Raw genomic sequence first — 22,241 nt, forward strand, 5'->3', positions numbered from 1 at the left:
TGGATAACCCTGTGGATAACCCGGCCTCACCTGTGGATAACCCTGTGGATAACCTGTGGAAAACCTGGGGGGGCTTGGGGCCTGTGGATAACCCGCGGGTTATCCACACCTTATCCACAGGCAAAGCCCACTTTTCCACAAGAGTTATCCACAACCCCTTTTGCGTCTAGGAGGGCTCTTTCTACCCTTTATCCACATATCCACAGGCCCTACTACTACGGCTACTAATCTTTTTAAGATTTATAAAAGAGTCTTAGTAGTAGTTAAGAGGAGGACAGCAATGAATGTAATCCTTCCCAAGACCCTATTAGCCGAGCGGATCGCCTTTTTGGAAAGGGTGATCCCCTCGCGCAGCTCCAACCCTCTCCTAACCTACCTGGGCCTGGCGGCCGAACGGGAAGCCTTGGTCCTTTTTGGCAGCAACGGGGAGGTAGACCTGGAGGTCCGCTTCTCCGCGCAGGTGGCGGGCGAAGGGCAGTACCTGGTGCCTTCCCAGCCCTTCTTTCAGCTGGTGCGGAGCCTTCCCGGGGAGACGGTGGAGCTCAACCTAGGAACGGAGCTTCTTCTCTCCTCGGGGAGGTTCAGCACCCGGCTCGGCTTGGCCTCTCCGGAGGGGTACCCCGAGCTCCTCTTCCCGGATCCGGAAACCTCAGGGAGCGGGATCTTTACCCAACAGGCGGACCTTTCCGCAGAGGAGCTGCAGCGGGCTCTGGTCCACGTGCGCTACGCCGCCAGCAGCGAGGAGTACCGGGCGATCTTTCGCGGGGTGCAACTGGAGTTCTCGGAAAGGGGCCTAAGGGCCGTGGCTTCAGACGGCTACCGGTTGGCCCTCTTTGACCTCCCAAGGCCCCAGCCCTTCACCAAGAAGGTGGTGGTCCCCGCCCGCAGCGTGGACGAGGTGGTGCGGGTCCTAAAGGGTGCGGGGGTAGGGGAGGCGGTGCTGGCCCTGGGGCCTGGGACCCTAGGCCTGGCGGTCCGTCAGGGCGGGCAGGGGGTTTTGCGCCTGGCGGTACGCCTTATGGAGGGGGAGTTCCCCGACTACGAGCGGGTCATTCCCAAGGAGTTCCCCCTGAAGGCGGTCTTGGAGGTGGAGCCCTTTCGGGAGGCCCTGAAGCGGGTGAGCGTCTTGGCGGACAAGCAAAACCATCGGGTGGACCTCCTATTTCAGGAAGGGCGGGCCCTCCTCTCCGCAGAGGGGGACTATGGCAAGGGGCAGGAGGAGGTTCCTGTGAACCTCGAGGGCACCCCCATGGGCTTGGCCTACAACGCCCGCTACCTCCTCGAGGCCCTAGCTCCCCTCTCGGGACAGGTGGGTCAGCCCCAGGAGGGCCACGTTCAACTCCTCTTCTCTGGGCCCAGCAGCCCCACCCTGATCCGCCCCCTGGGGGAAGGGGGCTACCGGGCGGTGGTGGTGCCCCTCAGGGTGTAAGCTTAGAGATGGATGGGGTAGGAAGCGCTTCCACGCGCTTCCCGCCCAGGAGGATCCCATGACGGCGATCGTCAGTGTGAAGGCGCGGGAGGTGTTGGACTCCCGGGGCTTCCCCACGGTGGAGGCCGAGGTGGAGCTGGAAGGGGGCGCAAGGGGCCGGGCCATGGTCCCCTCTGGGGCCTCCACGGGGACCCACGAGGCCCTGGAGCTAAGGGACGGGGGTAAGCGCTACCTGGGCAAGGGGGTGCGGCGGGCAGTAGAGAACGTGTTGGAGCGTATCGCCCCCGAGCTCATCGGCCGGGACGCCCTGGACCAGGAGGGGGTGGACCGGGCCATGCGGGAGCTGGACGGCACCCCCAACAAGGCGAACCTGGGGGCCAACGCCATCCTGGCGGTCTCCCTGGCCACGGCCCGGGCGGCGGCGGAGGCCCTAGGGCTTCCCCTCTACCGCTACCTAGGGGGGGTGCAGGGGGTAACCCTGCCGGTTCCCCTCATGAACGTCATCAATGGGGGCAAGCACGCGGACAACCGCCTGGACTTCCAGGAGTTCATGCTGGTGCCCGCGGGGGCGGAGAGCTTCGCCGAGGCCCTGAGGGTCGGGGCCGAGGTCTTCCACCAACTGAAGGGGGTGCTGAAGGAAAAGGGCCACAGCACCAACGTGGGGGACGAGGGGGGCTTCGCCTCGGATCTGAAGAGCAACGAGGAGGCGGTGGAGCTCCTCCTCCTCGCCATCGAGCGGGCGGGGTACACCCCGGGGCAGGAGGTTTCCCTGGCCCTGGACCCCGCCATGAGCGAGCTCTATCGGGACGGGAGGTATCACTTGGAGGGGGAGGGGAAGGTACTCACCTCCGAGGAGATGGTGGCCTTTTGGGAGGCTTGGGTGGGGAAGTACCCCATCCGCTCCATAGAGGACGGCCTGGCCGAGGACGACTGGGAGGGGTGGCGGCTCCTCACCGAGCGCCTTGGGGGCAAGGCGCAGCTCGTGGGGGACGACCTCTTCGTCACCAACCCGGAGAGGCTGAAGCGGGGAATTGAGGCCGGGGTGGCCAACGCCATCCTGGTGAAGGTGAACCAGATCGGCACCCTCTCCGAGGCCCTCGAGGCCGTCCGCCTGGCCCAGCGGGCCGGATACCGGGTGGTGATCAGCCACCGCTCTGGGGAGACCGAGGACAGCTTCATCGCCGACCTTTCGGTGGCGGTGAACGCAGGCCAGATCAAGACGGGCTCCCTCTCCCGCTCCGACCGCCTGGCCAAGTACAACCAGCTCCTGCGCATAGAGGAAGAGCTGGGGCAGGCGGCCCGTTTCCTAGGCTATGGGGCCTTTTAAGCGCACCAAGATCGTGGCCACCCTGGGCCCGGCCACGGACTCCCTGGAGGCCATCCGCGCCCTGGCGCAAGCTGGGGTGGACGTCTTCCGCCTGAACTTCAGCCACGGCACCCCCGAGGACCACGGGAGGCGGGCAGCGTGGGTGCGCCAGGCCTCTGAAGAGCTAGGCCGGACCCTGGCCCTCCTTCAGGACCTCCAGGGGCCAAAGATCCGCATCGGCCGCTTCAAGGAGGGCCGGGTGGAGCTCAGGCCTGGCCAGCCCTTCGTTCTGACCCCGGTTCCCGTGGAGGGGGATGAGGGGCGGGTTTCCGTAACCTACCGGGGCCTGCCCGAGGATGTGGGGCCCGGCCAGCTCCTCCTCTTGGACGACGGGCGGATCCGCCTCCGGGTGGAGAGGGTGGTAGGGGACGAGATCCACACCGTGGTGGAGGTGGGAGGGATTCTTTCCGACCGCAAGGGCATCAACGTTCCCGGGGCCGACCTCTCCATCCCCGCCCTATCCGAGAAGGACATCCAGGACCTGGCCCTGGGGGCGGAGATCGGGGTGGACTGGGTGGCGATCTCCTTCGTGCGTACCCGGGACGACCTTCTCCTCGCCCGCCACTACCTGGCCCGCTCCGGCTCCCAAGCCCGGCTCATGGCCAAAATAGAGAGGCCCTCAGCGGTGGCCCGGTTTGAGGAGATCCTCGAGGAGGCGGACGGCGTCATGGTGGCCCGGGGGGACCTGGGGGTGGAGATGCCCCCGGAGGAGGTGCCCATCGTGCAAAAGCGCATCATCCTCCGGTGCATCGCCGCGGGGAAGCCCGTGGTCACCGCCACCCAGATGCTAGAGTCCATGGTGCAAAACCCAAGCCCCACCCGGGCCGAGGCCTCGGACGTGGCCAACGCCATCTTCGACGGCACCGACGCGGTGATGCTTTCCGCCGAAACCGCAGTCGGGCGGCATCCCGTAGAGGCCGTAGCCATGATGGCTAGGATCGCCAGGGCGGTGGAGGCCTCTCCGGAGTTTTTGCAGGAGTTGAGCGTCTTGAGGCCTGCCCCTACCCCTACCACCCAAGACGCCATCGCCCATGCGGCGGACGACATCGTGGAGGCGGTGGGGGCCCGGGCCATCGTGGTCTTCACCGCCACCGGGGGTTCCGCCCGCCGCATCGCCCGCACAAGGCCCCAGGTGCCCGTTCTGGCCCTGACCCCGAACCCCGAGGTGCGGAACCAGCTGGCCCTGGTCTGGGGGGTCCTGCCCCACCTGGCCCCCGATCCCCAGGACACCGACGACATGGTACGGATCGCTCTTCAGGCGGTGAAGGCCCAGGGCTTAGCCCAGGTGGGGGATCGGGTGGTCATCGCGGCGGGGGTGCCCTTCGGCGTGCGGGGCACCACCAACCTCCTCCGGGTGGAGCGGGTGGCCTAGGGGGTTCCGGAGGAGGGGAGAGGCTGGCCTGCCTGACCGGGGAGGGGGCCAGGGAGCCGCCTCCCGTGGGCAGGAGGATGGGCTTGGGGGTGTGGGTGGAAAGCTCCTGGAGGAGCCCGAGCCCCTCTTCCGTGGAGAGCTTCCCGGGAAAGGGGTCAGGCTCGGCGGAGGCCGGGCAGTGGAGGCGGGCCAGGGCCGTCTCCCAGGCCGCCAGGAGGGGAAAGGGGTGGGGGTCTGGCTTCATACCTCCACCTTGTCCAAAGGGGGTGGGGCGGATGTCCCTAGCGGGGCCGGGTGAGGTGGTAGACGAAGCTCCGGGCCTCCTTGGGTTCTATCCTGGCCTCGAGCCGGTACCCCTCGGGGAGGAGGGTGGCCCCAGGGAAGTCCAGGCGGAAGGGGTGGGGGAAGGACTCCGAGAGGAGGAGGACCACGGGGTAGGGGTAGGGGTTCTCCAGGCGGGTCTCCACCCTATAGGTGGCCTCCTCCTTGGTTTCGCCCACCTTCTCCACCCTCCGGGAAAGCCTGGCCTCCAGGTCCCGCCCCAGCCAGACCTCGGCCCCCTCCCCCTTGGGCGTGGGGGGCATCCTCCCCTGGCCCAGGAGGAAGCCTCCTTCGCTCACCTCCAGGACCCCGGGGGCCAGGGGGAAGGGGGCCTGGAAGCGGTAGCCCCTTTCTAGAGGGAGGAGCCTGTCTGTGCGGAAAGGGGCTTGGTAGCGGAGGAGGCGTTCTGGGGCCACCTCCGCCTTCAGGAAGGGTATCTCGGTGATGCCGGGCGAAAGCCTTGTTGCCCCCAGCTCGTAGCGGAAGAGGCCCAAGGGGGTGTCTCCCGGGGCTTCCTCCAGGGTGCGGAAGGCCATCTGGGGCGCGGCCCTCCCGGGCGGGCTCAGGAGGGGGGCTTCCCCCGCGAGGAGGGTGAGCCTTCGGGCCTCCAGGGCCTCCCCCTCGAGGCGGAGCCGGGCCCAGGCGGTGAGGCGGCCCTCCAAAAGGGTGTAGAAGACCTCCCCGGAAAGCCCCGTGTAGAGGTAGCGCAGGGTGGCCCCTCCCTCCCCCCGGTAGCGGAAGAGGACGGCGCCCCCCTGGTAGACCCTTTCCACCTCCTCCACCCCGAGGAGGCGCAAGGAGCCCTGGGGGATGCGGGAGAGCTTATCCCCCGCCAGGTAGACCCAGGTGGAGGGGGGGAGGACCACGGGCTCCTTGATCTCGGCGAACCCTGGGTAGACCACTACCTCTTGGGCCAGGGCCAGGCTCAGGAAAAGGAGGGCAAGGCTTTTTCTCACACCCCCAGTCTACGGGCTAGGGCCTCCACCGCTTCCCGGTCCAGGGGCCCCCCGTGGCCCAGGTAGACCCGGCGCACCCCCAGGTCCAAGATCCTGCGCACCGTGCGCCTTGCCAGCCCGTGGTCCTCGTTGATCCACCTAGGGGGAAGGCCCTTCCCCCGAAGGGCGTCCCCCGCCAGAAGGACCCCCTCCTTTAGGAGGCCCACCTGGCCCAGGGTGTGGCCGGGGAGGGCCACCACCCGCCAGCCGAAGACCTCCTCTCCCTCCTCTATGGGCCATAGGGCCTCCTTGGGCAGGAGCGGGGCCAGGTTGGCGAGCTTTCTTCCCAAAAGGGGGATGGGAAGGGGCGGGCGGGCCCTTTCCCCGGTGAGGTAGGGCCACTCCTCTGGGTGGGCCAGGACGGGGAGGCCAAAGCGCTCCCAAAGGGCCCTGGCTCCCCCCGAGTGGTCCAGGTGGTGGTGGGTGAGGAAGAGGAGTTTGGGTGGGGCCGTGAGGAGCGCGAGAAGCCGCTTGGCCTCCCAGGGGAGGCCCGCGTCCACCAAAAAGTAGCCCTCCTCCGCCGGGACGCGGTAGAGGTTGGCGGCGAAGCCCAGGGCCTCAGGCCCGCTCACAGACGACGCTTATGCCCATCTCCCTCAGGGCCTTCCGGATGCCCTCGGGGTCTATCCCCGCCTGGCGGTGGAGGCTGGGGATGGTGCCATGCTCAAAGAAACGGTCTGGCAAGCCCAGGACCCGCACCTCGGGCCTCAGGCCCATCTCGTTCAGGGCCTCCAGGACTGCGCTCCCGAAGCCGCCCATCCTCTGGTGGTCCTCCACGGTGAGGAGCTTATACCGGGAAAGCCCCCTCAGGGTCTCCAGGTCTAGAGGCTTGAGGAAGCGGGCGTTCACCACCCCTACCCTGGGGTCCTCCCCGGCGGCCTCGAGGGCGTAGCGGAGCGTCTTGCCGAAGGCCAGGATGTAGGCCTCCGTCCCCTCCTTGAGGACCTCCCACCTGCCCCAGGCGATCTCCGGCCAGAGGCCCTCCTCCACCCTTTCCACGTTGTCCCGAGGGTAGCGGATGGCCACCGGCCCCCCCACTTCCAGGGCCTTCCTCAGCATGGCCCTAAGCTCCCGAGCATCCTTGGGGGCGGCGATCTGAAAGTTGGGGATGGTCCTCAGGTAGGCGATGTCAAAGACCCCGTGGTGGGTGGCCCCGTCCGCCCCCACGATCCCCGCCCGGTCAATGGCGAAGACCACGGGGAGGTTCTCTATGGCCACATCGTGGATGGCCTGGTCGTAGGCCCGCTGGAGGAAGGTGGAGTAGATGGCCACGATGGGCTTCATCCCCTTCAGGGCCAGGCCCGCCGCCGTGGTCACGGCCACGTCCTCGCAGATGCCCACGTCCAGGTAGCGCTCGGGGTGCTCCAGGGAGTAGCGCACCAGGCCCGAGCCCTCCCGCATGGCGGGGGTGAGGACGAAGAGCCTGGGCTCCTGGTAGGCGAGCTCCGTGACCGCATCCCCGAAGGCCTGGCTCCAGCCGTAGCCCTTGGAGACCTTCTCCGGCTTCTCCGGGTTGAAGCCGGGGGGGCCGTGCCAGTAGATGGGGTCGGCCTCGGCCACCTTGTAGCCCTTGCCCTTCTGGGTGACCACGTGGAGGAGGGTAGGGCCCTCCAGCTCCTTGAGGTGTTCCAGGATGTGGATGAGGCCCTTGAGGTCGTGCCCGTCCACGGGGCCCACGTAGCGGATCCCCCAGGCGTAAAAGGGGTTTTCCTGGTTTAGGAGGAGCTTGGCCGCCTCCTTGGCCCGGTCCACCAGGTCAAAAAGCTGGGGGGAGATGCGCTCCAGGATCTGCTTGCCCAGCTTCTCCGCATCCTGGAACCACTTCCTTATCTGAAGCTCTTTGAAGTACTTGTTGAGGGCCCCCACGTTCTCGGAGATGCTCATCTCGTTGTCGTTCAGGATGATGAGCATCCTCTTCTGGAGCTCTCCGATCTTGTTGAGGGCTGCCAGGGCCATCCCCCCCGTGAGGGCCCCGTCCCCGATCACCGCCACCACGTGGTGGTCCTCCCCCATAAGGTCCCGGGCAAGGGCCATGCCCAGGGCGTTGGCCAAGGAGGTGGAGGCGTGCCCCACGGTGATGGCGTCGTGGGGGGACTCGGAGACCTTGGTGAAGCCGGAGAGGCCGCCCTCCTGGCGCAGGGTGTGGAAACGGTCCTTGCGCCCGGTGACCAGCTTGTGGGCATAGGCCTGGTGCCCCACGTCAAAGAGGATCCTGTCCTTGGGGGAGTGGAAGACCCGGTGAAGGGCCAGGATCAGCTCCACCGCCCCCAGGGAGCTGGCGAGATGCCCGCCGTTTTGCGCCGTGACCCGGATGATCTCGCTCCGGATCTCCTCCGCCAGCTTCAAGAGCTCTTCCAGACTTAGCCTCTTCAGATCCTCGGGCCTATTTACCTTGTCCAGAACCATGCTCCACCTCTAGCGGAAGTTGCGCTCCACCAGGATGCGCCCCTCCCGAGTGCGCACCTCGCCCACCCGGGGGGCAAGCCAGACCTCCCGCACGTCCTGGCTGCGGCTATCTTGGAAGGTCTGGCGGATCCGGTAGATGCGGAAGGGCCCCGCCGGCACCCGCACCTCCCGCTCCTCCAGGACCTCCATCCCGTAGTTCAAGGGGCCCTGGGCGAGGGGTTCCCGCCCCGAGGGGGTGAGGAGCTCCACCCGCACGGTGGTGGTGCCGCCCCAGCGGTAGCCGGGGGCGAGAAGGGCCTCGGGGGGGTATTCCAGGAGCGGGGGGATGAAGACCACCCGGGCCGAGGGTTCCTGGAAGCCCAAGAGCCTCACCCCAAAGGGGCCCACCTGCCGGAAGTAGACCCGGTCCTCCCCCCGGCCGAAGACGCGGAAGCGGAGGGCCTCCTGGCCTTCAAAGGCCGTTGGGCCTTCCACCCGCATCCGGTAAGGGGGGGAGGCCAGGGACTCCCCCTCGGGGACGTAGACCCACTCCAGCCCTGTGCTAGCGGGGTAGAAGCCCCTCTCCTCCAGGAGGGGGCGGGCCTCCGGGGTTTGGGTCACCTGGGGGGCGCAGGCGGCGACGGTTAGGGTAAGGGCCATGAGGTACGGCCTCATGCTACGGAGTTTACCCCTTGGTTCCCCGTAAGCTGGCCGACATTTTCCGGAGGTCCGAGGGGGGTCTTCCTACGCAAAGACGAACCCCCGGAGGGGCTAGCGGCCCCATGGGCCTTGCCATCCCTCTCCCCGCATCCTTCCCTCCAGGCTGGTCTTAAGCTCCCCTAGCCGGGTATCCTGCTCCACAGTGGGGTGGATGCGCAAGGGGACAGCCGGGGGGATGGTGTGTGTGGAGCCACTTGGAGAGGGTGGACCTGCCGGTGGTCTGGCCTTACCCTCTGACCTTGGCCCTCTTCCGGGTCTAGCCCTCTTCTCAGCCTCGGCCTGCTTCCAAGGGTAGGTAAGGGTATGAACAGGCTGGTTTGGCTTCTCTTCTTTTTGGTTCCAATTCTGGCCCAGGGCCGCCTCGAGGCCGGGGCCTACCTCCAGGGCGGGGTCCACCCCACCCTCGAGGCCGCCTTGGCCCTAGAGGAGGGGGAGGTCCTCCTCCGCCTCCAGCCCGGGCGGGGGGCTTTGGGCTACCTGGGAAGCCTGGCCCTGGGGCCCCTGGGCTTCCTGGCCTACGGGGTTCAGGGGGAGGTGGGGGAGGGGGGGGTCGGCCTCGCCCTCTTCCTAGAAGGGGGGGCGGGGCCCTTGGCCCTGGAAGGGAGGCTTTCCTACCGCCCCCAAGGGGCGCTTCCCCTTTTCCCCGAGGAGGGGCTTTACGGTAGGCTTTTCTTCCGCTACCGCTTGGGCCCTAGGGAGGTGGTGGGCCTGCTCCTGGAGAGGGGGCGGGCCGAGGCCACCTACGCCCTCAGGGAAGGGGCCACCTACACCTTGGGGGTGGGGGCGGAGGGGCCTCCCTACCTGGTCCTGGGCCTCCGGGGGGAGGTGGGGGAGGGAGGGGAGGTCTTGGACCTCGCCCTGCGCCTGGGGGGACTCAACCGCCTTGAGGGCGGCCTTTACTTAGGGCAGGCTAGCCTTCTTTTCATCCTCTCCCATCCTCCAGCGGGTAGCCTCACCCTGTGGCTTGGGGACCTGGGCCTCGAGGCGGGCTTCCGCCAAGCCCCCTACGCCTGGGTCCGCTACGCCTGGAGGTGGCCGTGAAGCGAGTCTGGAAGGGCGGTTTTCTCGGGCTTTTGCTGATCTCCAACCTAGCTCTGGCCCAGTCTGCAGCGGAGATCCTGGACCGCGTGGAGAGAAACCTCGCCACCCCCTGGCAGGCGCTGGTTCAGGGCACCTTCCAGGGCCCTTTGGGCCAGGAGGAGCTGCAGGCCAGGGTCTACGCCATCCCCCAGGAGCGTCTTTTCCGCATAGAGTTCCTAAAGTCCGCCTCCTTGGAGGGCAACTTCACCGTGATCACCGAAAGGGAGGTCTGGAACTACCTCTACCTCACCAACCAGCTGGTCATCTCCCCTCGGGAGAGGGCTCAGGTGCAGGGGCTCGGCCTCACTGCCCAGGCCTTTGGGGACCTTAGGGCCTTGGCCCAGGAGGCCGAACTCCGCCTCGTGGGGGAGGAGCGCCTGCCCGAGGGGCCGGCCTGGAGGCTTCTGGGCCAGGCCAGGGGGGGCCAGGGCTTCGCCCAGGTGGAGGTCTACGTCCTCAAGGCCGACCCCCGCCCCGTGCGCTTCCTCTTCCGGGACCAAGGGGGGAGGAGCCTGGCGGACCTGAGGGTAGCGGAGTTCCGGCGGGCTAACCTGGCCCCCGCGGGGCTCAAGCGCTACCCCAGGGACGCCCAGGTGCTCCGCCGCTAGGGCTCGGCGTAAAGGGGGGTGGAGAGGTACTTCCACCCCCCGTCGGGGCTGATGCAGGCCACCCGCCTCCCGGGGCCCAGCTCCCGGGCCACCTGGAGCGCCGCCCAGACGATGCCCCCTGAGCTCATCCCTAAGAAGAGCCCCTCCTCCCGGGCGAGCCTCCGGGCCAGGGGGAAGGCGTCCTCCTCCCACACCTGGATGACCCTGTCCAGGAGGGTCAGGTCCAGGTTCTCGGGGATGAAGCCGGGCCCCATGCCCTGGAAGCCGTGCTGCCCCATCTTGCCCCCGGAGAGGACGTTGGAGCGGGCGGGCTCCACGGCGATGACCCTCACCCCCGGGAGGCGCTCCTTGAGGTACCGCCCCACCCCGGTGATGGTCCCCCCGGTGCCTGAGCCGTAGACGAAGGCGTCCACACGGCCCTCGAGGGCCTCGTAGAGCTCCGGCCCCGTGGTCTCGTAGTGGGCCCGGACGTTGGCGGGGTTAGCGAACTGGTCGGGCATGAAGGCCCCAAGCTCCTCCTTGAGGCGGAGGGCCTCCTCCCTTGCGGCCAGCATGCGCCTCTCTGGGTCGGTGAGGACCAGCTCAACCCCGAAGGCCCTCAGGACCCGCTTCCTTTCCTCGGACATCTGGGCGGGCATGGCGAGGATGAGGCGGTAGCCGCGGCTCGCCGCGACCATGGCCAGGCCGATGCCCGTGTTGCCGCTCGTGGGCTCCACGATGACCTGGCCGGAGCCCGGGCGCAGGAGGCCCCTTTCTTCCGCATCCCGGATCATGTACCAGGCGGGGCGGTCCTTGATGGAGCCCCCGGGGTTCAGCCCCTCCAGCTTCACCCAGACCTCGGCCATGCCTGGCTCCACCACCCTTTCCAGCCGGACCACCGGGGTCTTCCCGATCACCCCTTCCACCCGCATACCCCTAACTATAGGGCTGGGTGGGTTAGGGTAAAAGGCTTGGGGTAAAGGGGAGTCCCCCTTCCCCCTTTTCCCAGGTGGGGGGTCTGGTAGACTGGGAGGGGCAAGCCCTTAGCTTGCGGAAAGGCGAACATGAAGGTTGAACAGGACAAGGTAGTGACCATCCGCTACACCCTCCAGGTGGAGGGGGAGGTCTTGGACCGGGGGGAGCTTTCCTACCTGCACGGGCACGGCCACCTGATCCGGGGCCTCGAGGAGGAGCTAGAAGGCCGCCAGGAGGGCGAGCGCTTCCAGGCCCACGTACCCGCGGAGAAGGCCTATGGCCCCCGCGATCCCGAGGGGGTGCAGGTGGTGCCCCTTTCCGCCTTCCCTGAGGACGCGGAGGTGGCCCCCGGGGCCCAGTTCTACGCCCAGGACATGGAGGGGAACCCCATACCCCTCACCGTGGTGGAGGTCCAGGGGGAGGAGGTCACCGTTGACTTCAACCATCCCTTGGCGGGGAGGGACCTGGAGTTTGAGGTGCAGGTGTTGAAGGTGCGCGAGGCCACCCCGGAGGAGATCCTCCACGGCCACGTGCACGAGGGTGGCTCCGCCCACTAGGCGGGCCAGAGCGGCGAGGGCGCCCAGGCCCAAGGGGTCCGCCGCTCCCGGGGTTTGCCTGGCCGAGGAGAGGGTCCCTCGAGGAGCCCTTTTCCCTTAGGCTTGAGGCATGCGCATCCTGGTCGCCAACGACGACGGCATCTTCTCTCCCGGCATCAAGGCCCTAGGCCTGGCCATGCGGGCCCTGGGGGAGGTCTACGTGGTGGCCCCAGACGTGGAGCAGTCGGCGGTAGGCCACGGGATCACCGTGCGCCGCCCCTTGCGCTTCAAGCACACCGCTAGCGCCGGCTTCGGGGAGATCCCCGCCTACCGGGTGGACGGCACCCCCGCGGACTGCGTGGTCCTGGGGGTCCACCTCCTGGGGCGGCCGGACCTTTTGGTCTCCGGCATCAACATCGGGGTGAACCTGGGCCTGGACCTCACCCACTCGGGCACCGTGGCCGCGGCCCTCGAGGGCACCTCCTTGGGCATCCCCTCCCTGGCCTTCAGCCTGGACACCTCCCGCGAGGACCTGGACTTCGCCCAGGCCGCCCTTTGGGCCACACGCCTGGCCCGGTTGGTGGCGGAGAGAGGGCTTCCCAAAGGGGTCCTCCTCAATGTGAACTTCCCCGCGGGCACCCCCAAGGGCGCCTTGGTTACCCGCCTCTCCACCCACCGCATTGAGGACACCGTGGTGGAGCGCCTGGACCCTGAGGGCAGGCCCTACTACTGGATCGCGGGCGTCCCGGTGGGGGAGGAGGAGGAGGGCACGGACCTTTGGGCCGTGCGCCGGGGCTACATCTCCGTGACCCCGGTGAGCCTGGACTTCACCGCCACCGCTTTTTTACCGGAGGTGGCCCGCTGGCTTCAGGAGCTTTAGAGGAGGCGGACGGGCATCCCCTCCCGAAGGCCCAGGGCCTCCCGGGCGCTTCCCCGGTTGATGGCGATTTCCAGAAGGCCGGCGCTCCCCAAGTAGGCCAGGGCTTCCCCCTCTTGGGCCTCCCCAAAGGTGCGGAGGACCCTAAGCCGCCTCCCCGCCACCTCCACCCACCCCCCCAGGGGGGCGGCGAGGAGGGTGGTGACGGCGTTGCCGAAGCGGTCAAAGGTGAGGACCTCCCCCAAAGGCCCGGGGCTCAGGACGAGGGGAAGGCGGTTTAGGGTTTCCCCCGGGACCTCGGGGCCCAGGGCCTCCGGGGGTAGGCCCAGGGCCAGGTGGGCCGCGGCGGGGGCGAAAAGGTCGCGGCCGTGGAAGGTGTGCGCCCCAGGGCGCCAGCCGGGAAGGGGCTTTACCCCCTGGGGCTTGGGAGGGGCGGGATTTTCCAGAAGAAAGGCCCTTTCTGGCGGGTCCAGGAGCCAGGCCAGGGTGAAGAGGCCGTTGTCGGGGCCCACGTAGAGGCGCCTTCCCCAGGCGGCGATGGCCCGCCTCGCCGTGCCCGCCCCGGGATCCACCACCGCCAGGAGGACCGCCCCCTCGGGCAGATAGGGGATCGCTTGGAAGAGGGCGTAGGCGGCCCGGCGCAGGTCCCCCGGGGGCAGGCCGTGGGCCAGGTGAACCACCCGCAACCCAGGGGCCCGGGCCTCCAGGACGGCCTGGACTATGGTGGCGTAGGGGTCCTCCAGGCCGAAGTCCGAAAGGAAATAGACGGGGCGCATGGCCTAAAGGAGGCGGAGCCAGGGGGCAGGCAGAAGGGAGAGCACCACCCCTGCCACCACCCAGCCCAGAGAAAGCCCCAGGACGCCTCCCATCCGCTCCTTGACCAGGAGGAGCCCTGCTCCCAGGAGGAAGAGGAGGAGCGTGGGCCCGGGGACGGCCAGGGCGAAGAGGAGGGGGACGAGGTAGGGGGCCAGGTCCCGGTAGCGCTCGCGGAGGACGAGAGGGGCCAAGCCCCGGAAGAAGGGCTCCATGAGGGCCAGGCCCAGGAAGGCTAAGAGGTTCAGGGGAAGGGTGGGGAGGCTCACGGAATCCCGCGCTGCCCCGTAGGCGAAGAGGAGGAGGACCAGGGCGGGCCCTACCCAGAACCCTTCCACAAAGCCCTCGAGGGGGCCCAGGACCTGGGGAAGCCGCCTCCTTTGCCAAAGGAGAAGCCCCAGGAAGAGGAGGAGACCATAGGCGAGGTAGAAGCTGGGCAGGATCTGGTCCCGCTGGTAAGGGGTGACGAGGGCCAGGGCGTTGGCGAAGAGGGTCTGGCCCAGGAAGGCAGCGAAGCCCAGGGCCAGGAGGAGGGCGAGGAGGAGGAAGAGGTAGAGGCTCCCCGGCCCCGGCATCGGGTTATCCACCAACTCCACGGTGCGCAGGGGTTCGATGCGGCTTTCTCCCAAAAGGCTCAGGACCAGAAAGGCCAACAAGGCCAGGAGCCAGGGCCAAGCGTAGGAGAGGAGGAGGCCCGGGAGGTTTTCCAGTCCCGAAAGCTGGGCCAAGGCTGCCCGCCCCCGGGCCAGGTCCCCCTGGCCCAGGTAGGCCAGGACCAGGGTGGAGAGGGCTTGGCGCTGGAGCTCGGGCCTAGTGGCCAACTGAGGGAGGAGGTCTTCCAAAAGGGCCGCCGTCTCCTGGGGCCTCCCCGTGAGGAAGAGGAGGCGGCCCCGCTCCAGCTGTTCCTCTAGGGTGAAGCCCAAGGCAACGAGGCCCAACTCGGGGTTTCCCAAGGCCAGATGGAGCCGGGAGAGGAGGAGCCGGACCTCGGGGGTGGGGGGCAGGCCTTGGGCCTCCCCCAGGGCCTCCTCGTAGCGCCTTAGGGCCTCGAGGGCCCTAGCCCTAAGCAGCCTTCCCTCCGGGGACTGGGTCAAGGGAAGCTTGAGCACCTCCCCGGGCCTTCCTCTTACGAGGAGGAGCCTGGCTTGCAAAAGCGGGGCCTCCGGGTCCTCCCCCAGCCGCTCCAGGTAGCCCTCCGCCCGGGCGGCCTCCCCTTTTTCTAGATGGATCCGGGCAAGGAGGCGGAGGCTAGGCCTGTGGGTGGGGTCGCTCACCAGGGCCAGCTCGCAGGTGGCCTGGGCGCTCTCCAGAGCTCCTTGCGCATACAGGCGCGCGCAGCGGGCATAGTAATCCTCGGCCCCCTGGGCCAGGCTCAGGAGGCCCAAGAGAAACCCCAACCCCCAGATAAGCCTCATGCGTTCTAGTCTACTCCGGCCCCCTGCCCTGGACCCGGTGCAATCCCAACGGTCAGGGTCCACGGCAGGCCCAGATCCGAGCCCCCAGCCGGATCGGGACCTCAACCCTCCAGGAGCACCACCGCCCGGGCCTGGACGTGCCTGGGGGCTAGGCCCTCCGAGGTCTTGAAGGTGAGGCCCACCCGGTCCTCGGGGAGGTTCAGGAGGTGGGATAGGTTTTCTCTTAGGCCCTGGCGGTGGGGGGAGAGCTTGGGCTGGTCCAGGGTGATGACGAGGCTCACCTGGATGAGGCGTCCTCCCCGGGCGGCCACCAGGCTTAGGGCCTCCTCTAGGAAGACCGCGCTCCGCACCCCCCGCCACCTGGGGTCGGTGTCGGGGAAGAGGAGGCCGATGTCCCCGAGGCCAAAGGCGGAGAGCAAGGCGTCCGTGAGGGCGTGGAGGGCGGCGTCCCCGTCGGAGTGGGCCTTGGCCCCTAGGGGGCTTGGCAGGAGGAGGCCGCAGAGGTAAAGGGGCCGCCCCTCCTCAAGAAGATGGCTATCCTCGCCGTAGCCCAGGCGCATGGCTATACTCTAGGGCATGCCGAGCTTCCAGGAAGCCCTGGCCCTCATGGAGGCCTGGACGGAAAGCGACTCCCTTAGGCGGCACATGCGGGCGGTGGAGGTGGCCATGCGGGCCTACGCCCGCCGCTACGGTGAGGACGAGGAGCTTTGGGCCATGGCCGGGGTCCTCCACGACATGGACTACGAGAAGCACCCCGAGGCCCACCCTTACCGGGGGGTGGAGGAGCTTAGGCGGCTGGGGTATCCGGAGGAGGTCCTCGAGGCCATCCTGGGTCACGCCAGCTACACGGGGGTGCCCCGCAGAAGCCTCATGGCCAAGGCCCTCTTCGCCGTGGACGAGCTCACCGGCCTCATCACCGCCGCCGTTTACGTGCGCCCCGACCGTTCCATCCTGGGCCTGGAGCTCCCGAGCCTCAAGAAGAAGTTCAAGGACAAGGCCTTCGCCAAGGGGGTGAACCGAAAGGAGATAGAGGAGGGGGCGAGGGAGCTGGGGGTGCCCCTGGAGGAGCACATCGCCTTTGTCCTCGCCGCCATGAAGGAGAACGCTAGGCCCCTTGGCCTAGCCTAGTTGCCTTGGGGCCCTTTTCCCGCTAGGGTGAGGGGGATGGCGCTTCCCGACCTCACCCCCTACCTGGGCCAGGTGACCTTTGGCGGCCTGGCGGGGTACGCGGTGGGCTACGCCCTCAAGAAGGTGGGCCGCGTCCTGGCCATCCTCCTGGGCCTCCTCTTCGTCGCCCTGCAGCTTCTGGCCCAGGCGGGCTACGTGCAGGTGGACTGGACGCGGATCCAGCAGGACGTGGAGCCCTTCCTGCAACAGCCGGGCCTCCAGAGTCTCTGGGAGCGGCTCCTTTCCACCCTCACCCACAACCTTCCCTTCGGGGCCAGCTTCGTGGGGGGGCTTATCCTGGGCCTCAGGGCCGGATGAGCCTCTGGGGGGTGGCGATCAGGTCCACCCGGCGCTCGGGGGCCACGGGGAGCCGGGGGTAGACCATGACCGGGTGGGCCAGGGTGGCGAAGGGGGCTGCCACCTCCAGCCAGGCCTGGGGGAAGCCATAGCCCTTCCCCACCCACCCCCCCTCCTCGTCCACGGCCACCGCCCCGACGAGGACCAGGTCAACGGGCTGGTCCCTTAGGTCCACCCGCACCCCGTAGCGGTAGGCCTCCCGCACCCGCCTAAGCCGCCTCGGGTCCAGGCCCTTTAGGAGCAAAAACTCGCCGGGGCGGTCGGGGTGGGGGAGGAGGAGGGCCTTCCCCTGCTTCAGCGCCTCCTCCCTGAGGGGTTTGAGGACGGCGTCCATCCCCGCCAGGACGAGCCTCGCCCCCTGGAACTCCGGGGTCTTCATGAGCCTCTCCGCCGCCCGCCTGGCCCCCAGGAAGTTGGGGTGGTGGCCGTGGGGGGGTGTGGGGTGGAGGGCCAGGTCGTGGCGGGCCAGGAAGTTCCAGACCTCTTCCCGGAGCTGGCCGAGGGTCATGGGGTCCAAAGGTCCTGTTCCTGGTCCCTCTCCTCCCGGATCTGGCCTAGGGCCTCTTCGGGAGGGATAGGGGTTCGGATCCTCTGGTTTGGGGCGAAGATAGCCTTAAGGGCCTCTTCCTGGGGGAAGGGCGCTTCCATCACCTTCCCCAAGTCTAGCCCTAAACTGGTGGGGTATGGGGTCCAAGCTCAAGTTCGCCCACCTGCACCAGCACACCCAGTTCTCCCTCCTGGACGGGGCGGCCAAGCTCCAGGACCTCCTCAAATGGGTGAAGGAGACCACCCCCGAGGACCCCGCCCTGGCCATGACGGACCACGGCAACCTCTTCGGGGCCGTGGAGTTCTACAAAAAGGCCACCGCCATGGGGGTGAAGCCCATCATCGGCTACGAGGCCTACGTGGCGGCGGAAAGCCGCTTTGACCGCAAAAGGGGGAAGGGCCTGGACGGGGGGTACTTCCACCTCACCCTCCTCGCTAAGGACTTCCGGGGCTACCAGAACCTGGTCCGCCTGGCGAGCCGGGCCTACCTGGAAGGCTTTTACGAGAAGCCCCGCATCGACCGGGAGATCCTTAGGGAGCATTCCGAGGGCCTCATCGCCCTCTCCGGCTGCCTGGGGGCGGAGATCCCCCAGTTCATCCTCGAGGACCGCCTGGACCTGGCCGAGGCCCGGCTTGAGGAGTACCTCGCCATCTTCGGCGACCGCTTCTTCCTGGAGATCCAAAACCACGGCCTCCCCGAGCAGCGGAAGGTGAACGAGGTCCTCAAGGAGTTCGCCCGCAAGTACGGCCTGGGGATGGTGGCTACCAACGACGGCCACTACGTGCGCAAGGAGGACGCCCGCGCCCACGAGGTCCTCCTGGCCATCCAGTCCAAAAGCACCCTGGACGACAAGGACCGCTGGCGCTTCCCCTGCGACGAGTTCTACGTGAAGACCCCGGAGGAGATGCGGGCCATGCTCCCCGAGGCGGAATGGGGGGACGAGCCCTTTGACAACACCGTGGAGATCGCCCGGATGTGCCAGGTGGACCTGCCCATCGGGGACCGGATGGTCTACCGCATCCCCCGCTTCCCCCTCCCCGAGGGGCGCACCGAGGCCCAGTACCTCAGGGAGCTCACCTTCCTGGGCCTCCTCAGGCGCTACCCCGACCGCATCACCGAGGCCTTCTACCGGGAGGTCTTCCGTCTTTTGGGAAGGATCCCCCCCCACGGGGACGGGGGGGCCTTGGCGGAGGCCCTGGCCCAGGTGGAGGGGAAGGCCTGGGAGGAGCTTATGGGGCGGCTCCCCCCCTTGGAGGGGGTCCGGGAGTGGACGGCGGAGGCCATCCTCCACCGGGCCCTTTACGAGCTTTCCGTCATGGAGCGCATGGGGTTTCCTGGGTACTTCCTCATCGTCCAGGACTACATCAACTGGGCCAAGGCTCACGGGATCTCCGTGGGGCCTGGGAGGGGGAGCGCCGCCGGGAGCCTGGTGGCCTACGCCGTGGGCATCACCAACATTGACCCCCTGCGCTTCGGCCTCCTCTTTGAGCGCTTCTTGAACCCCGAGCGGGTCTCCATGCCCGACATCGACACCGACTTCTCCGACCGGGAGCGGGACCGGGTCATCGGGTACGTGCGGGAGCGGTACGGGGAGGATAGGGTGGCCCAGATCGGCACCTTCGGGAGCCTGGCCTCCAAGGCCGCCCTCAAGGACGTGGCCCGGGTCTTCGGCATCCCCCACAAGCGGGCGGAGGAGCTGGCCAAGCTGATCCCCGTCCAGTTCGGCAAGCCCAAGCCCCTGGAGGAGGCCATCCGGGTGGTGCCGGAGCTAAGGGCGGAGATGGAAAAGGACGAGAGGGTCCGCCAGGTCATAGAGGTGGCCATGCGCCTCGAGGGCCTGAACCGCCACGCCTCCGTCCACGCCGCCGGGGTGGTCATCGCCGCCGAGCCCCTCACCGACCTCGTCCCCCTCATGCGGGACCAGGAGGGCCGCCCCGTGACCCAGTACGAGATGGGGGCGGTGGAGGCCCTGGGCCTCCTCAAGATGGACTTCCTGGGCCTCCGTACCCTCACCTTCCTGGACGAGGCCAAGCGGATCATCAAGGAGTCCCGCGGGATGGAGCTGGACTACGACCGCCTGCCCCTGGACGACCCCAAGACCTTTGAGCTCCTCTCCCGGGGGGAGACCAAAGGGGTCTTCCAGCTGGAGTCCGGGGGGATGACGGCCACGGTGCGGGGGCTAAAGCCCCGGCGCCTGGAGGACATCATCGCCCTGGTCTCCCTCTACCGCCCCGGGCCCATGGAGCACATCCCCACCTACATCCGCCGCCACCACGGCCAGGAGCCCGTGAGCTACAGCGAGTTCCCCCATGCGGAGAAGTACCTGAGGCCCATCCTGGAGGAGACCTACGGTATCCCCGTCTACCAGGAGCAGATCATGCAGATCGCCTCCCAGGTAGCGGGGTACTCCCTGGGGGAGGCGGACCTGCTCAGGAGGGCCATGGGAAAGAAGAAGGTAGAGGAGATGCAAAAACATCGGGAGCGCTTCGTCCGGGGGGCCAAGGAGCGGGGCGTGCCCGAGGAGGAGGCCAACCGCCTCTTTGACATGCTGGAGGCCTTCGCCAACTACGGCTTCAACAAGTGCCTGCCCGCAAGGGCCAAGGTGGTGGACTGGCGCACCGGGAAGGTGGTAAGCCTAGGGGAGATCGTCCGGGGCGAGGCGCAGGGAATCTGGGTGGTCTCCTTGGACGAGGCCCGCCTCCGCCTGGTGCCGAGGCCCGTGGTGGCGGCCTTCCCAAGCGGGAGGGCCCAGGTCTACGCCCTGCGCACCGCCACGGGCAGGGTCTTGGAGGCCACCGCCAACCACCCCCTTTTCACCCCTCAGGGCTGGCGGCCCCTGGGCGCCCTGGTCCCGGGGGACTACGTGGCCCTTCCCCGCCACCTGCCCTACCGGCCCTCGGCCCGCCTGGCTCCTTTTGAGCTGGACCTCCTGGGCTTTGCCCTTTCCGAGGGTAACCTCCGCCACCCCTCGGGCTTTTACCTTTACACCGCTTCGGAAGAGGAGCTTAGGGCCATGCTGGAGGCCCTCGCCTCCTTCGCCAACACCCGCACCCGGGTGGTCTGGCGAAGAGGGGTGGCCCACCTCTACGTGGGGCGGCGGGACCGGAAGCGGGAGGCGGGAGCGGTGGCCTTCTTGCGGAAGCAGGGGCTTTTGGGGCTTTCCGCTCGGGAAAAGCGCCTGCCTGAGGTGGTCTACCGACTTCCCCCCGAGGAGGTGGCCCGCTTCCTGGGGCGGCTCTGGACGGGGGACGGAGGGGTGGACCCCAGGGGCCGCCTCATCCACTACGCCACCGCCTCCCGGGCTTTGGCGGAGGGGGTGCAGCACCTCCTCCTTAGACTGGGCCTGCAGAGCCGGCTGGTGGAAAAGCGCTTCGCTCACAAGGAAGGGCGCACCGGGTACGCCGTCTATCTCCTGGGGGGCCTCGAGGCCGCCCGCCGCTTTGCCCAGGTCATCGGACCCCACCTCATCGGCAAGAGGCGGCAGGACCTGGAAGCCCTCCTGGCCTCCTGGGAGGCGGCGGGCCGGAGCACCAAGGACGTCCTGCCCCTGGCCTTGCTGGAAGAGGTGAAGGAGGAGGTGGCCCGGGTGGCCCAGGGCCAGGTGGCGGCCTTCCTGAGGGAGGCGGGGCTGGCCGAGGGGCTCCTACGCCCAGGCAAGGGGAGGCGTGGGCTTTCCAGGGCTACTCTAGAGCGGCTTGCCGCCCTTACGGGAAGCCTAGCCCTCCTGCGCCTCGCCGAGGCCGAGGTCTACTGGGACCGGGTGGAGGCCATAGAGCCCTTGGGCGAGGAGGAGGTCTTTGACCTCACCGTGGAAGGGACCCACACCTTCGTGGCCGAGGACGTCATCGTCCACAACTCCCACGCCGCCGCCTACAGCCTCCTCTCCTACCAGACCGCCTACGTGAAGGCCCACTACCCCGTGGAGTTCATGGCCGCCCTCCTCAGCGTAGAGCGCCACGACTCCGACAAGGTGGCGGAGTACATCCGGGATGCCCGGGCCTTGGGCATCCCCGTCGTGCCCCCGGACGTCAACCGCTCCGGCTTTGACTTCAAGGTGGTGGGGGAGGAGATCCTCTTCGGCCTCTCGGCGGTGAGGAACGTGGGGGAGGGGGCGGCCCGGGCCATCCTGGAGGAAAGGGAGCGGGGCGGGCCCTACAGGAGCCTTGGGGACTTCTTGAGCCGCCTTTCCGAGCAGGTGGTGAACAAACGGGCCCTGGAGTCCTTGGTGAAGGCGGGGGCCCTGGACGCCTTTGGGGACCGGGCCAGGCTCCTGGCCTCCTTGGAGCCCCTCCTCCGTTGGGCGGCGGAGGTTCGGGAGAGGGAAAGGAGCGGCCTGGTGGGCCTCTTCGCCGAGGTGGAGGAGCCTCCCCTCCTAGAGGCCCCGCCCCTGGACGAGATCACCCGGCTCCGCTACGAGAAGGAGGCCTTGGGCATCTACGTTTCCGGCCACCCTGTGCTCCGTTACCCCGGGCTAAGGGAGGTGGCGAGCTGCACCCTGGAGGAGCTCCCCGAGTTCGTGCGGGGGCTTTCCGGGAGGCCCAGGGTCCTCCTCGCCGGGATGGTGGAGGGGGTGGCGCGCAAGCCCACCCGCTCCGGGGGCATGATGGCCCGCTTCACCCTCTCCGACGAGACGGGGGCCCTGGAGGTGGTGGCCTTCGGCCGGGCCTACGAGGCGGTTTCCTCCAAGCTTAAGGAGGACATCCCCCTCCTGGTCCTGGCGGAGGTGGAGCGGGGGGCGAGCGAGGGAGGGGGTCTTCGGGTGGTGGCCCAGGCGGTCTGGACCCGGGAGGAGGTGGCCGAGGCTCCCCAGGCCCTGGAGCTAGAGGTGGACCACGCCCTCCTGGACGAGCAGGGGGTAGCCCACCTAAAAAGCCTCCTGGACGAGCACCCCGGGAGCCTGCCCCTTTACCTCAGGGTCCAGGGGCCCTTCGGCGAAGCCCTCTTCGCCCTCAGGGAGGCCCGGGTGGGGGAGGGGGTCCTTGACCTTTTGGAGGCCGAGGGCTTTCGCGCCTACCTGGTGCCCGACCGGGAGGTCTTCCTACAGGGGAACGGGGGTGGACCTAAGGAGGAGGTGGTCCCTTTCTAGGGGCCTTCCAGAGGACCCCTTGGTCCCGATGGCGGCCATTCCAGCCCCCGTATGGGCCCCAGTACCGCACCCCCTTCTGGGTGTTCCTTCCTGCGCTCCCATCCCTTGCGGGGGAGGCTTCCCTCTGCTCCACATGAGCCCTCAGAGGGTACCCCTGGGCTTGGGAAGGGGTTTTTGACCACCAGGAAAAAGCCTAGGGGCTGGGCCAAAGCC

The 22,241-nt window shown here is 68.3% G+C and carries 20 protein-coding genes; 10 read left to right on the forward strand and 10 right to left on the reverse strand.

What is annotated here, in order from left to right; all coding sequences use genetic code 11:
• The first annotated feature begins 280 nt into the window (after window positions 1–280).
• Genes dnaN through pyk form a run of 3 tightly spaced genes read left to right on the forward strand, consistent with a single transcriptional unit; the run spans window position 281 to window position 4,167 of the window.
• On the forward strand, window positions 281–1,429 hold the full coding sequence (gene dnaN / locus ATI37_RS07145; protein WP_117237756.1) for a DNA polymerase III subunit beta: 1,149 nt from the start codon (window positions 281–283) through the stop codon (window positions 1,427–1,429).
• A gap of 58 nt (window positions 1,430–1,487) precedes the next feature.
• Window positions 1,488–2,756 carry a phosphopyruvate hydratase gene (gene eno / locus ATI37_RS07150; RefSeq protein ID WP_117237757.1) on the forward strand — a complete coding sequence of 423 codons (1,269 nt, stop codon included), beginning with the start codon at window positions 1,488–1,490 and terminating at the stop codon, window positions 2,754–2,756.
• On the forward strand, window positions 2,743–4,167 hold the full coding sequence (gene pyk / locus ATI37_RS07155; protein ID WP_117237758.1) for a pyruvate kinase: 1,425 nt from the start codon (window positions 2,743–2,745) through the stop codon (window positions 4,165–4,167). The genes eno and pyk overlap by 14 nt, the downstream gene beginning before the upstream one ends.
• A gap of 281 nt (window positions 4,168–4,448) precedes the next feature.
• Here pyk and ATI37_RS07165 read toward each other — a convergent pair whose 3' ends face one another.
• The 4 genes from ATI37_RS07165 to ATI37_RS07180 are packed head-to-tail and all read right to left on the reverse strand — an operon-like array spanning window position 4,449 to window position 8,543.
• The gene (locus ATI37_RS07165) at window positions 4,449–5,444 is read right to left on the reverse strand and encodes a hypothetical protein (protein WP_117237759.1); all 996 of its coding nucleotides are present in this window, start codon (window positions 5,442–5,444) and stop codon (window positions 4,449–4,451) included.
• Window positions 5,441–6,055: an MBL fold metallo-hydrolase gene (locus ATI37_RS07170; RefSeq protein ID WP_117237760.1), complete on the reverse strand. Its 615-nt coding sequence runs from the start codon at window positions 6,053–6,055 to the stop codon at window positions 5,441–5,443. The genes ATI37_RS07165 and ATI37_RS07170 overlap by 4 nt, the downstream gene beginning before the upstream one ends.
• Window positions 6,042–7,889, reverse strand: a complete 1,848-nt coding sequence (dxs, locus tag ATI37_RS07175; protein ID WP_117237761.1) for a 1-deoxy-D-xylulose-5-phosphate synthase — start codon at window positions 7,887–7,889, stop codon at window positions 6,042–6,044. Before dxs ends, ATI37_RS07170 begins: the two co-directional genes overlap by 14 nt.
• Window positions 7,890–7,898: 9 nt before the next feature.
• Window positions 7,899–8,543, reverse strand: a complete 645-nt coding sequence (locus ATI37_RS07180; RefSeq protein WP_117237762.1) for a hypothetical protein — start codon at window positions 8,541–8,543, stop codon at window positions 7,899–7,901.
• Between the two features lie 348 nt (window positions 8,544–8,891).
• On the opposite strand from ATI37_RS07180, the gene ATI37_RS11580 reads away from it, so the two are divergent.
• A complete protein-coding gene (locus tag ATI37_RS11580) occupies window positions 8,892–9,629 on the forward strand; it encodes a hypothetical protein (protein ID WP_157969083.1) in 738 nt (245 codons plus the stop codon).
• Window positions 9,626–10,276, forward strand: a complete 651-nt coding sequence (locus ATI37_RS07185; protein ID WP_117237763.1) for an outer membrane lipoprotein carrier protein LolA — start codon at window positions 9,626–9,628, stop codon at window positions 10,274–10,276. The genes ATI37_RS11580 and ATI37_RS07185 overlap by 4 nt, the downstream gene beginning before the upstream one ends.
• Here the strand turns inward: ATI37_RS07185 and cysK are convergent.
• Entirely contained in the window at window positions 10,273–11,187 is a 915-nt protein-coding gene (gene cysK, locus ATI37_RS07190; RefSeq protein WP_117237764.1) for a cysteine synthase A, read from the reverse strand. The two genes, ATI37_RS07185 and cysK, sit on opposite strands and share 4 nt — an antisense overlap.
• 132 nt (window positions 11,188–11,319) lie before the next feature.
• Between cysK and ATI37_RS07195 the strand changes: the two genes are divergently transcribed.
• Both ATI37_RS07195 and surE read left to right on the forward strand, forming a co-directional pair.
• Window positions 11,320–11,787: an FKBP-type peptidyl-prolyl cis-trans isomerase gene (locus ATI37_RS07195; RefSeq protein ID WP_117237765.1), complete on the forward strand. Its 468-nt coding sequence runs from the start codon at window positions 11,320–11,322 to the stop codon at window positions 11,785–11,787.
• Window positions 11,788–11,896: 109 nt separating this feature from the next.
• A complete protein-coding gene (surE, locus tag ATI37_RS07200; protein WP_117237766.1) occupies window positions 11,897–12,646 on the forward strand; it encodes a 5'/3'-nucleotidase SurE in 750 nt (249 codons plus the stop codon).
• On the opposite strand, the gene ATI37_RS07205 is transcribed toward surE, so the two are convergent.
• The 3 genes from ATI37_RS07205 to ispF form a co-directional block, all read right to left on the reverse strand.
• Entirely contained in the window at window positions 12,643–13,419 is a 777-nt protein-coding gene (locus ATI37_RS07205; protein WP_117237767.1) for an SAM hydrolase/SAM-dependent halogenase family protein, read from the reverse strand. The genes surE and ATI37_RS07205 overlap by 4 nt on opposite strands.
• Before the next feature lie 3 nt (window positions 13,420–13,422).
• Window positions 13,423–14,871: a tetratricopeptide repeat protein gene (locus ATI37_RS07210; protein WP_117237768.1), complete on the reverse strand. Its 1,449-nt coding sequence runs from the start codon at window positions 14,869–14,871 to the stop codon at window positions 13,423–13,425.
• Between the two features lie 101 nt (window positions 14,872–14,972).
• The gene (gene ispF / locus ATI37_RS07215; protein WP_117237769.1) at window positions 14,973–15,431 is read right to left on the reverse strand and encodes a 2-C-methyl-D-erythritol 2,4-cyclodiphosphate synthase; all 459 of its coding nucleotides are present in this window, start codon (window positions 15,429–15,431) and stop codon (window positions 14,973–14,975) included.
• 16 nt (window positions 15,432–15,447) lie between these two features.
• Between ispF and ATI37_RS07220 the strand changes: the two genes are divergently transcribed.
• On the forward strand, window positions 15,448–15,999 hold the full coding sequence (locus tag ATI37_RS07220; RefSeq protein WP_117237770.1) for an HD domain-containing protein: 552 nt from the start codon (window positions 15,448–15,450) through the stop codon (window positions 15,997–15,999).
• 36 nt (window positions 16,000–16,035) lie between these two features.
• Entirely contained in the window at window positions 16,036–16,356 is a 321-nt protein-coding gene (locus tag ATI37_RS07225; RefSeq protein ID WP_198665521.1) for an FUN14 domain-containing protein, read from the forward strand.
• Here the strand turns inward: ATI37_RS07225 and ATI37_RS07230 are convergent.
• Window positions 16,343–16,903 carry a 5-formyltetrahydrofolate cyclo-ligase gene (locus ATI37_RS07230; RefSeq protein ID WP_117237771.1) on the reverse strand — a complete coding sequence of 187 codons (561 nt, stop codon included), beginning with the start codon at window positions 16,901–16,903 and terminating at the stop codon, window positions 16,343–16,345. The genes ATI37_RS07225 and ATI37_RS07230 overlap by 14 nt on opposite strands.
• Entirely contained in the window at window positions 16,900–17,043 is a 144-nt protein-coding gene (locus ATI37_RS11585) for a hypothetical protein (RefSeq protein WP_198665522.1), read from the reverse strand. Before ATI37_RS11585 ends, ATI37_RS07230 begins: the two co-directional genes overlap by 4 nt.
• Before the next feature lie 35 nt (window positions 17,044–17,078).
• Between ATI37_RS11585 and dnaE the strand changes: the two genes are divergently transcribed.
• On the forward strand, window positions 17,079–22,028 hold the full coding sequence (gene dnaE, locus ATI37_RS07235) for a DNA polymerase III subunit alpha (RefSeq protein ID WP_117237772.1): 4,950 nt from the start codon (window positions 17,079–17,081) through the stop codon (window positions 22,026–22,028).
• Window positions 22,029–22,241: the final 213 nt, after the last annotated feature.

This window comes from Thermus sediminis (assembly GCF_003426945.1).
GTDB lineage: Bacteria > Deinococcota > Deinococci > Deinococcales > Thermaceae > Thermus > Thermus sediminis.

Excerpts from the sequence above, each read along its gene's own strand:
- dnaN (WP_117237756.1), top strand. The coding sequence starts at position 281 with ATGAATGTAATCCTTCCCAAGACCCTATTAGCCGAGCGGATCGCCTTT.
- eno (WP_117237757.1), top strand. The coding sequence starts at position 1,488 with ATGACGGCGATCGTCAGTGTGAAGGCGCGGGAGGTGTTGGACTCCCGG.
- pyk (WP_117237758.1), top strand. The coding sequence starts at position 2,743 with ATGGGGCCTTTTAAGCGCACCAAGATCGTGGCCACCCTGGGCCCGGCC.
- dxs (WP_117237761.1), bottom strand. The coding sequence starts at position 7,889 with ATGGTTCTGGACAAGGTAAATAGGCCCGAGGATCTGAAGAGGCTAAGT.
- ATI37_RS07180 (WP_117237762.1), bottom strand. The coding sequence starts at position 8,543 with ATGAGGCCGTACCTCATGGCCCTTACCCTAACCGTCGCCGCCTGCGCC.
- ATI37_RS11580 (WP_157969083.1), top strand. The coding sequence starts at position 8,892 with ATGAACAGGCTGGTTTGGCTTCTCTTCTTTTTGGTTCCAATTCTGGCC.
- cysK (WP_117237764.1), bottom strand. The coding sequence starts at position 11,187 with ATGCGGGTGGAAGGGGTGATCGGGAAGACCCCGGTGGTCCGGCTGGAA.
- ATI37_RS07195 (WP_117237765.1), top strand. The coding sequence starts at position 11,320 with ATGAAGGTTGAACAGGACAAGGTAGTGACCATCCGCTACACCCTCCAG.
- surE (WP_117237766.1), top strand. The coding sequence starts at position 11,897 with ATGCGCATCCTGGTCGCCAACGACGACGGCATCTTCTCTCCCGGCATC.
- ATI37_RS07205 (WP_117237767.1), bottom strand. The coding sequence starts at position 13,419 with ATGCGCCCCGTCTATTTCCTTTCGGACTTCGGCCTGGAGGACCCCTAC.
- ATI37_RS07210 (WP_117237768.1), bottom strand. The coding sequence starts at position 14,871 with ATGAGGCTTATCTGGGGGTTGGGGTTTCTCTTGGGCCTCCTGAGCCTG.
- ispF (WP_117237769.1), bottom strand. The coding sequence starts at position 15,431 with ATGCGCCTGGGCTACGGCGAGGATAGCCATCTTCTTGAGGAGGGGCGG.
- ATI37_RS07220 (WP_117237770.1), top strand. The coding sequence starts at position 15,448 with ATGCCGAGCTTCCAGGAAGCCCTGGCCCTCATGGAGGCCTGGACGGAA.
- ATI37_RS07225 (WP_198665521.1), top strand. The coding sequence starts at position 16,036 with ATGGCGCTTCCCGACCTCACCCCCTACCTGGGCCAGGTGACCTTTGGC.
- ATI37_RS07230 (WP_117237771.1), bottom strand. The coding sequence starts at position 16,903 with ATGACCCTCGGCCAGCTCCGGGAAGAGGTCTGGAACTTCCTGGCCCGC.
- ATI37_RS11585 (WP_198665522.1), bottom strand. The coding sequence starts at position 17,043 with ATGGAAGCGCCCTTCCCCCAGGAAGAGGCCCTTAAGGCTATCTTCGCC.
- dnaE (WP_117237772.1), top strand. The coding sequence starts at position 17,079 with ATGGGGTCCAAGCTCAAGTTCGCCCACCTGCACCAGCACACCCAGTTC.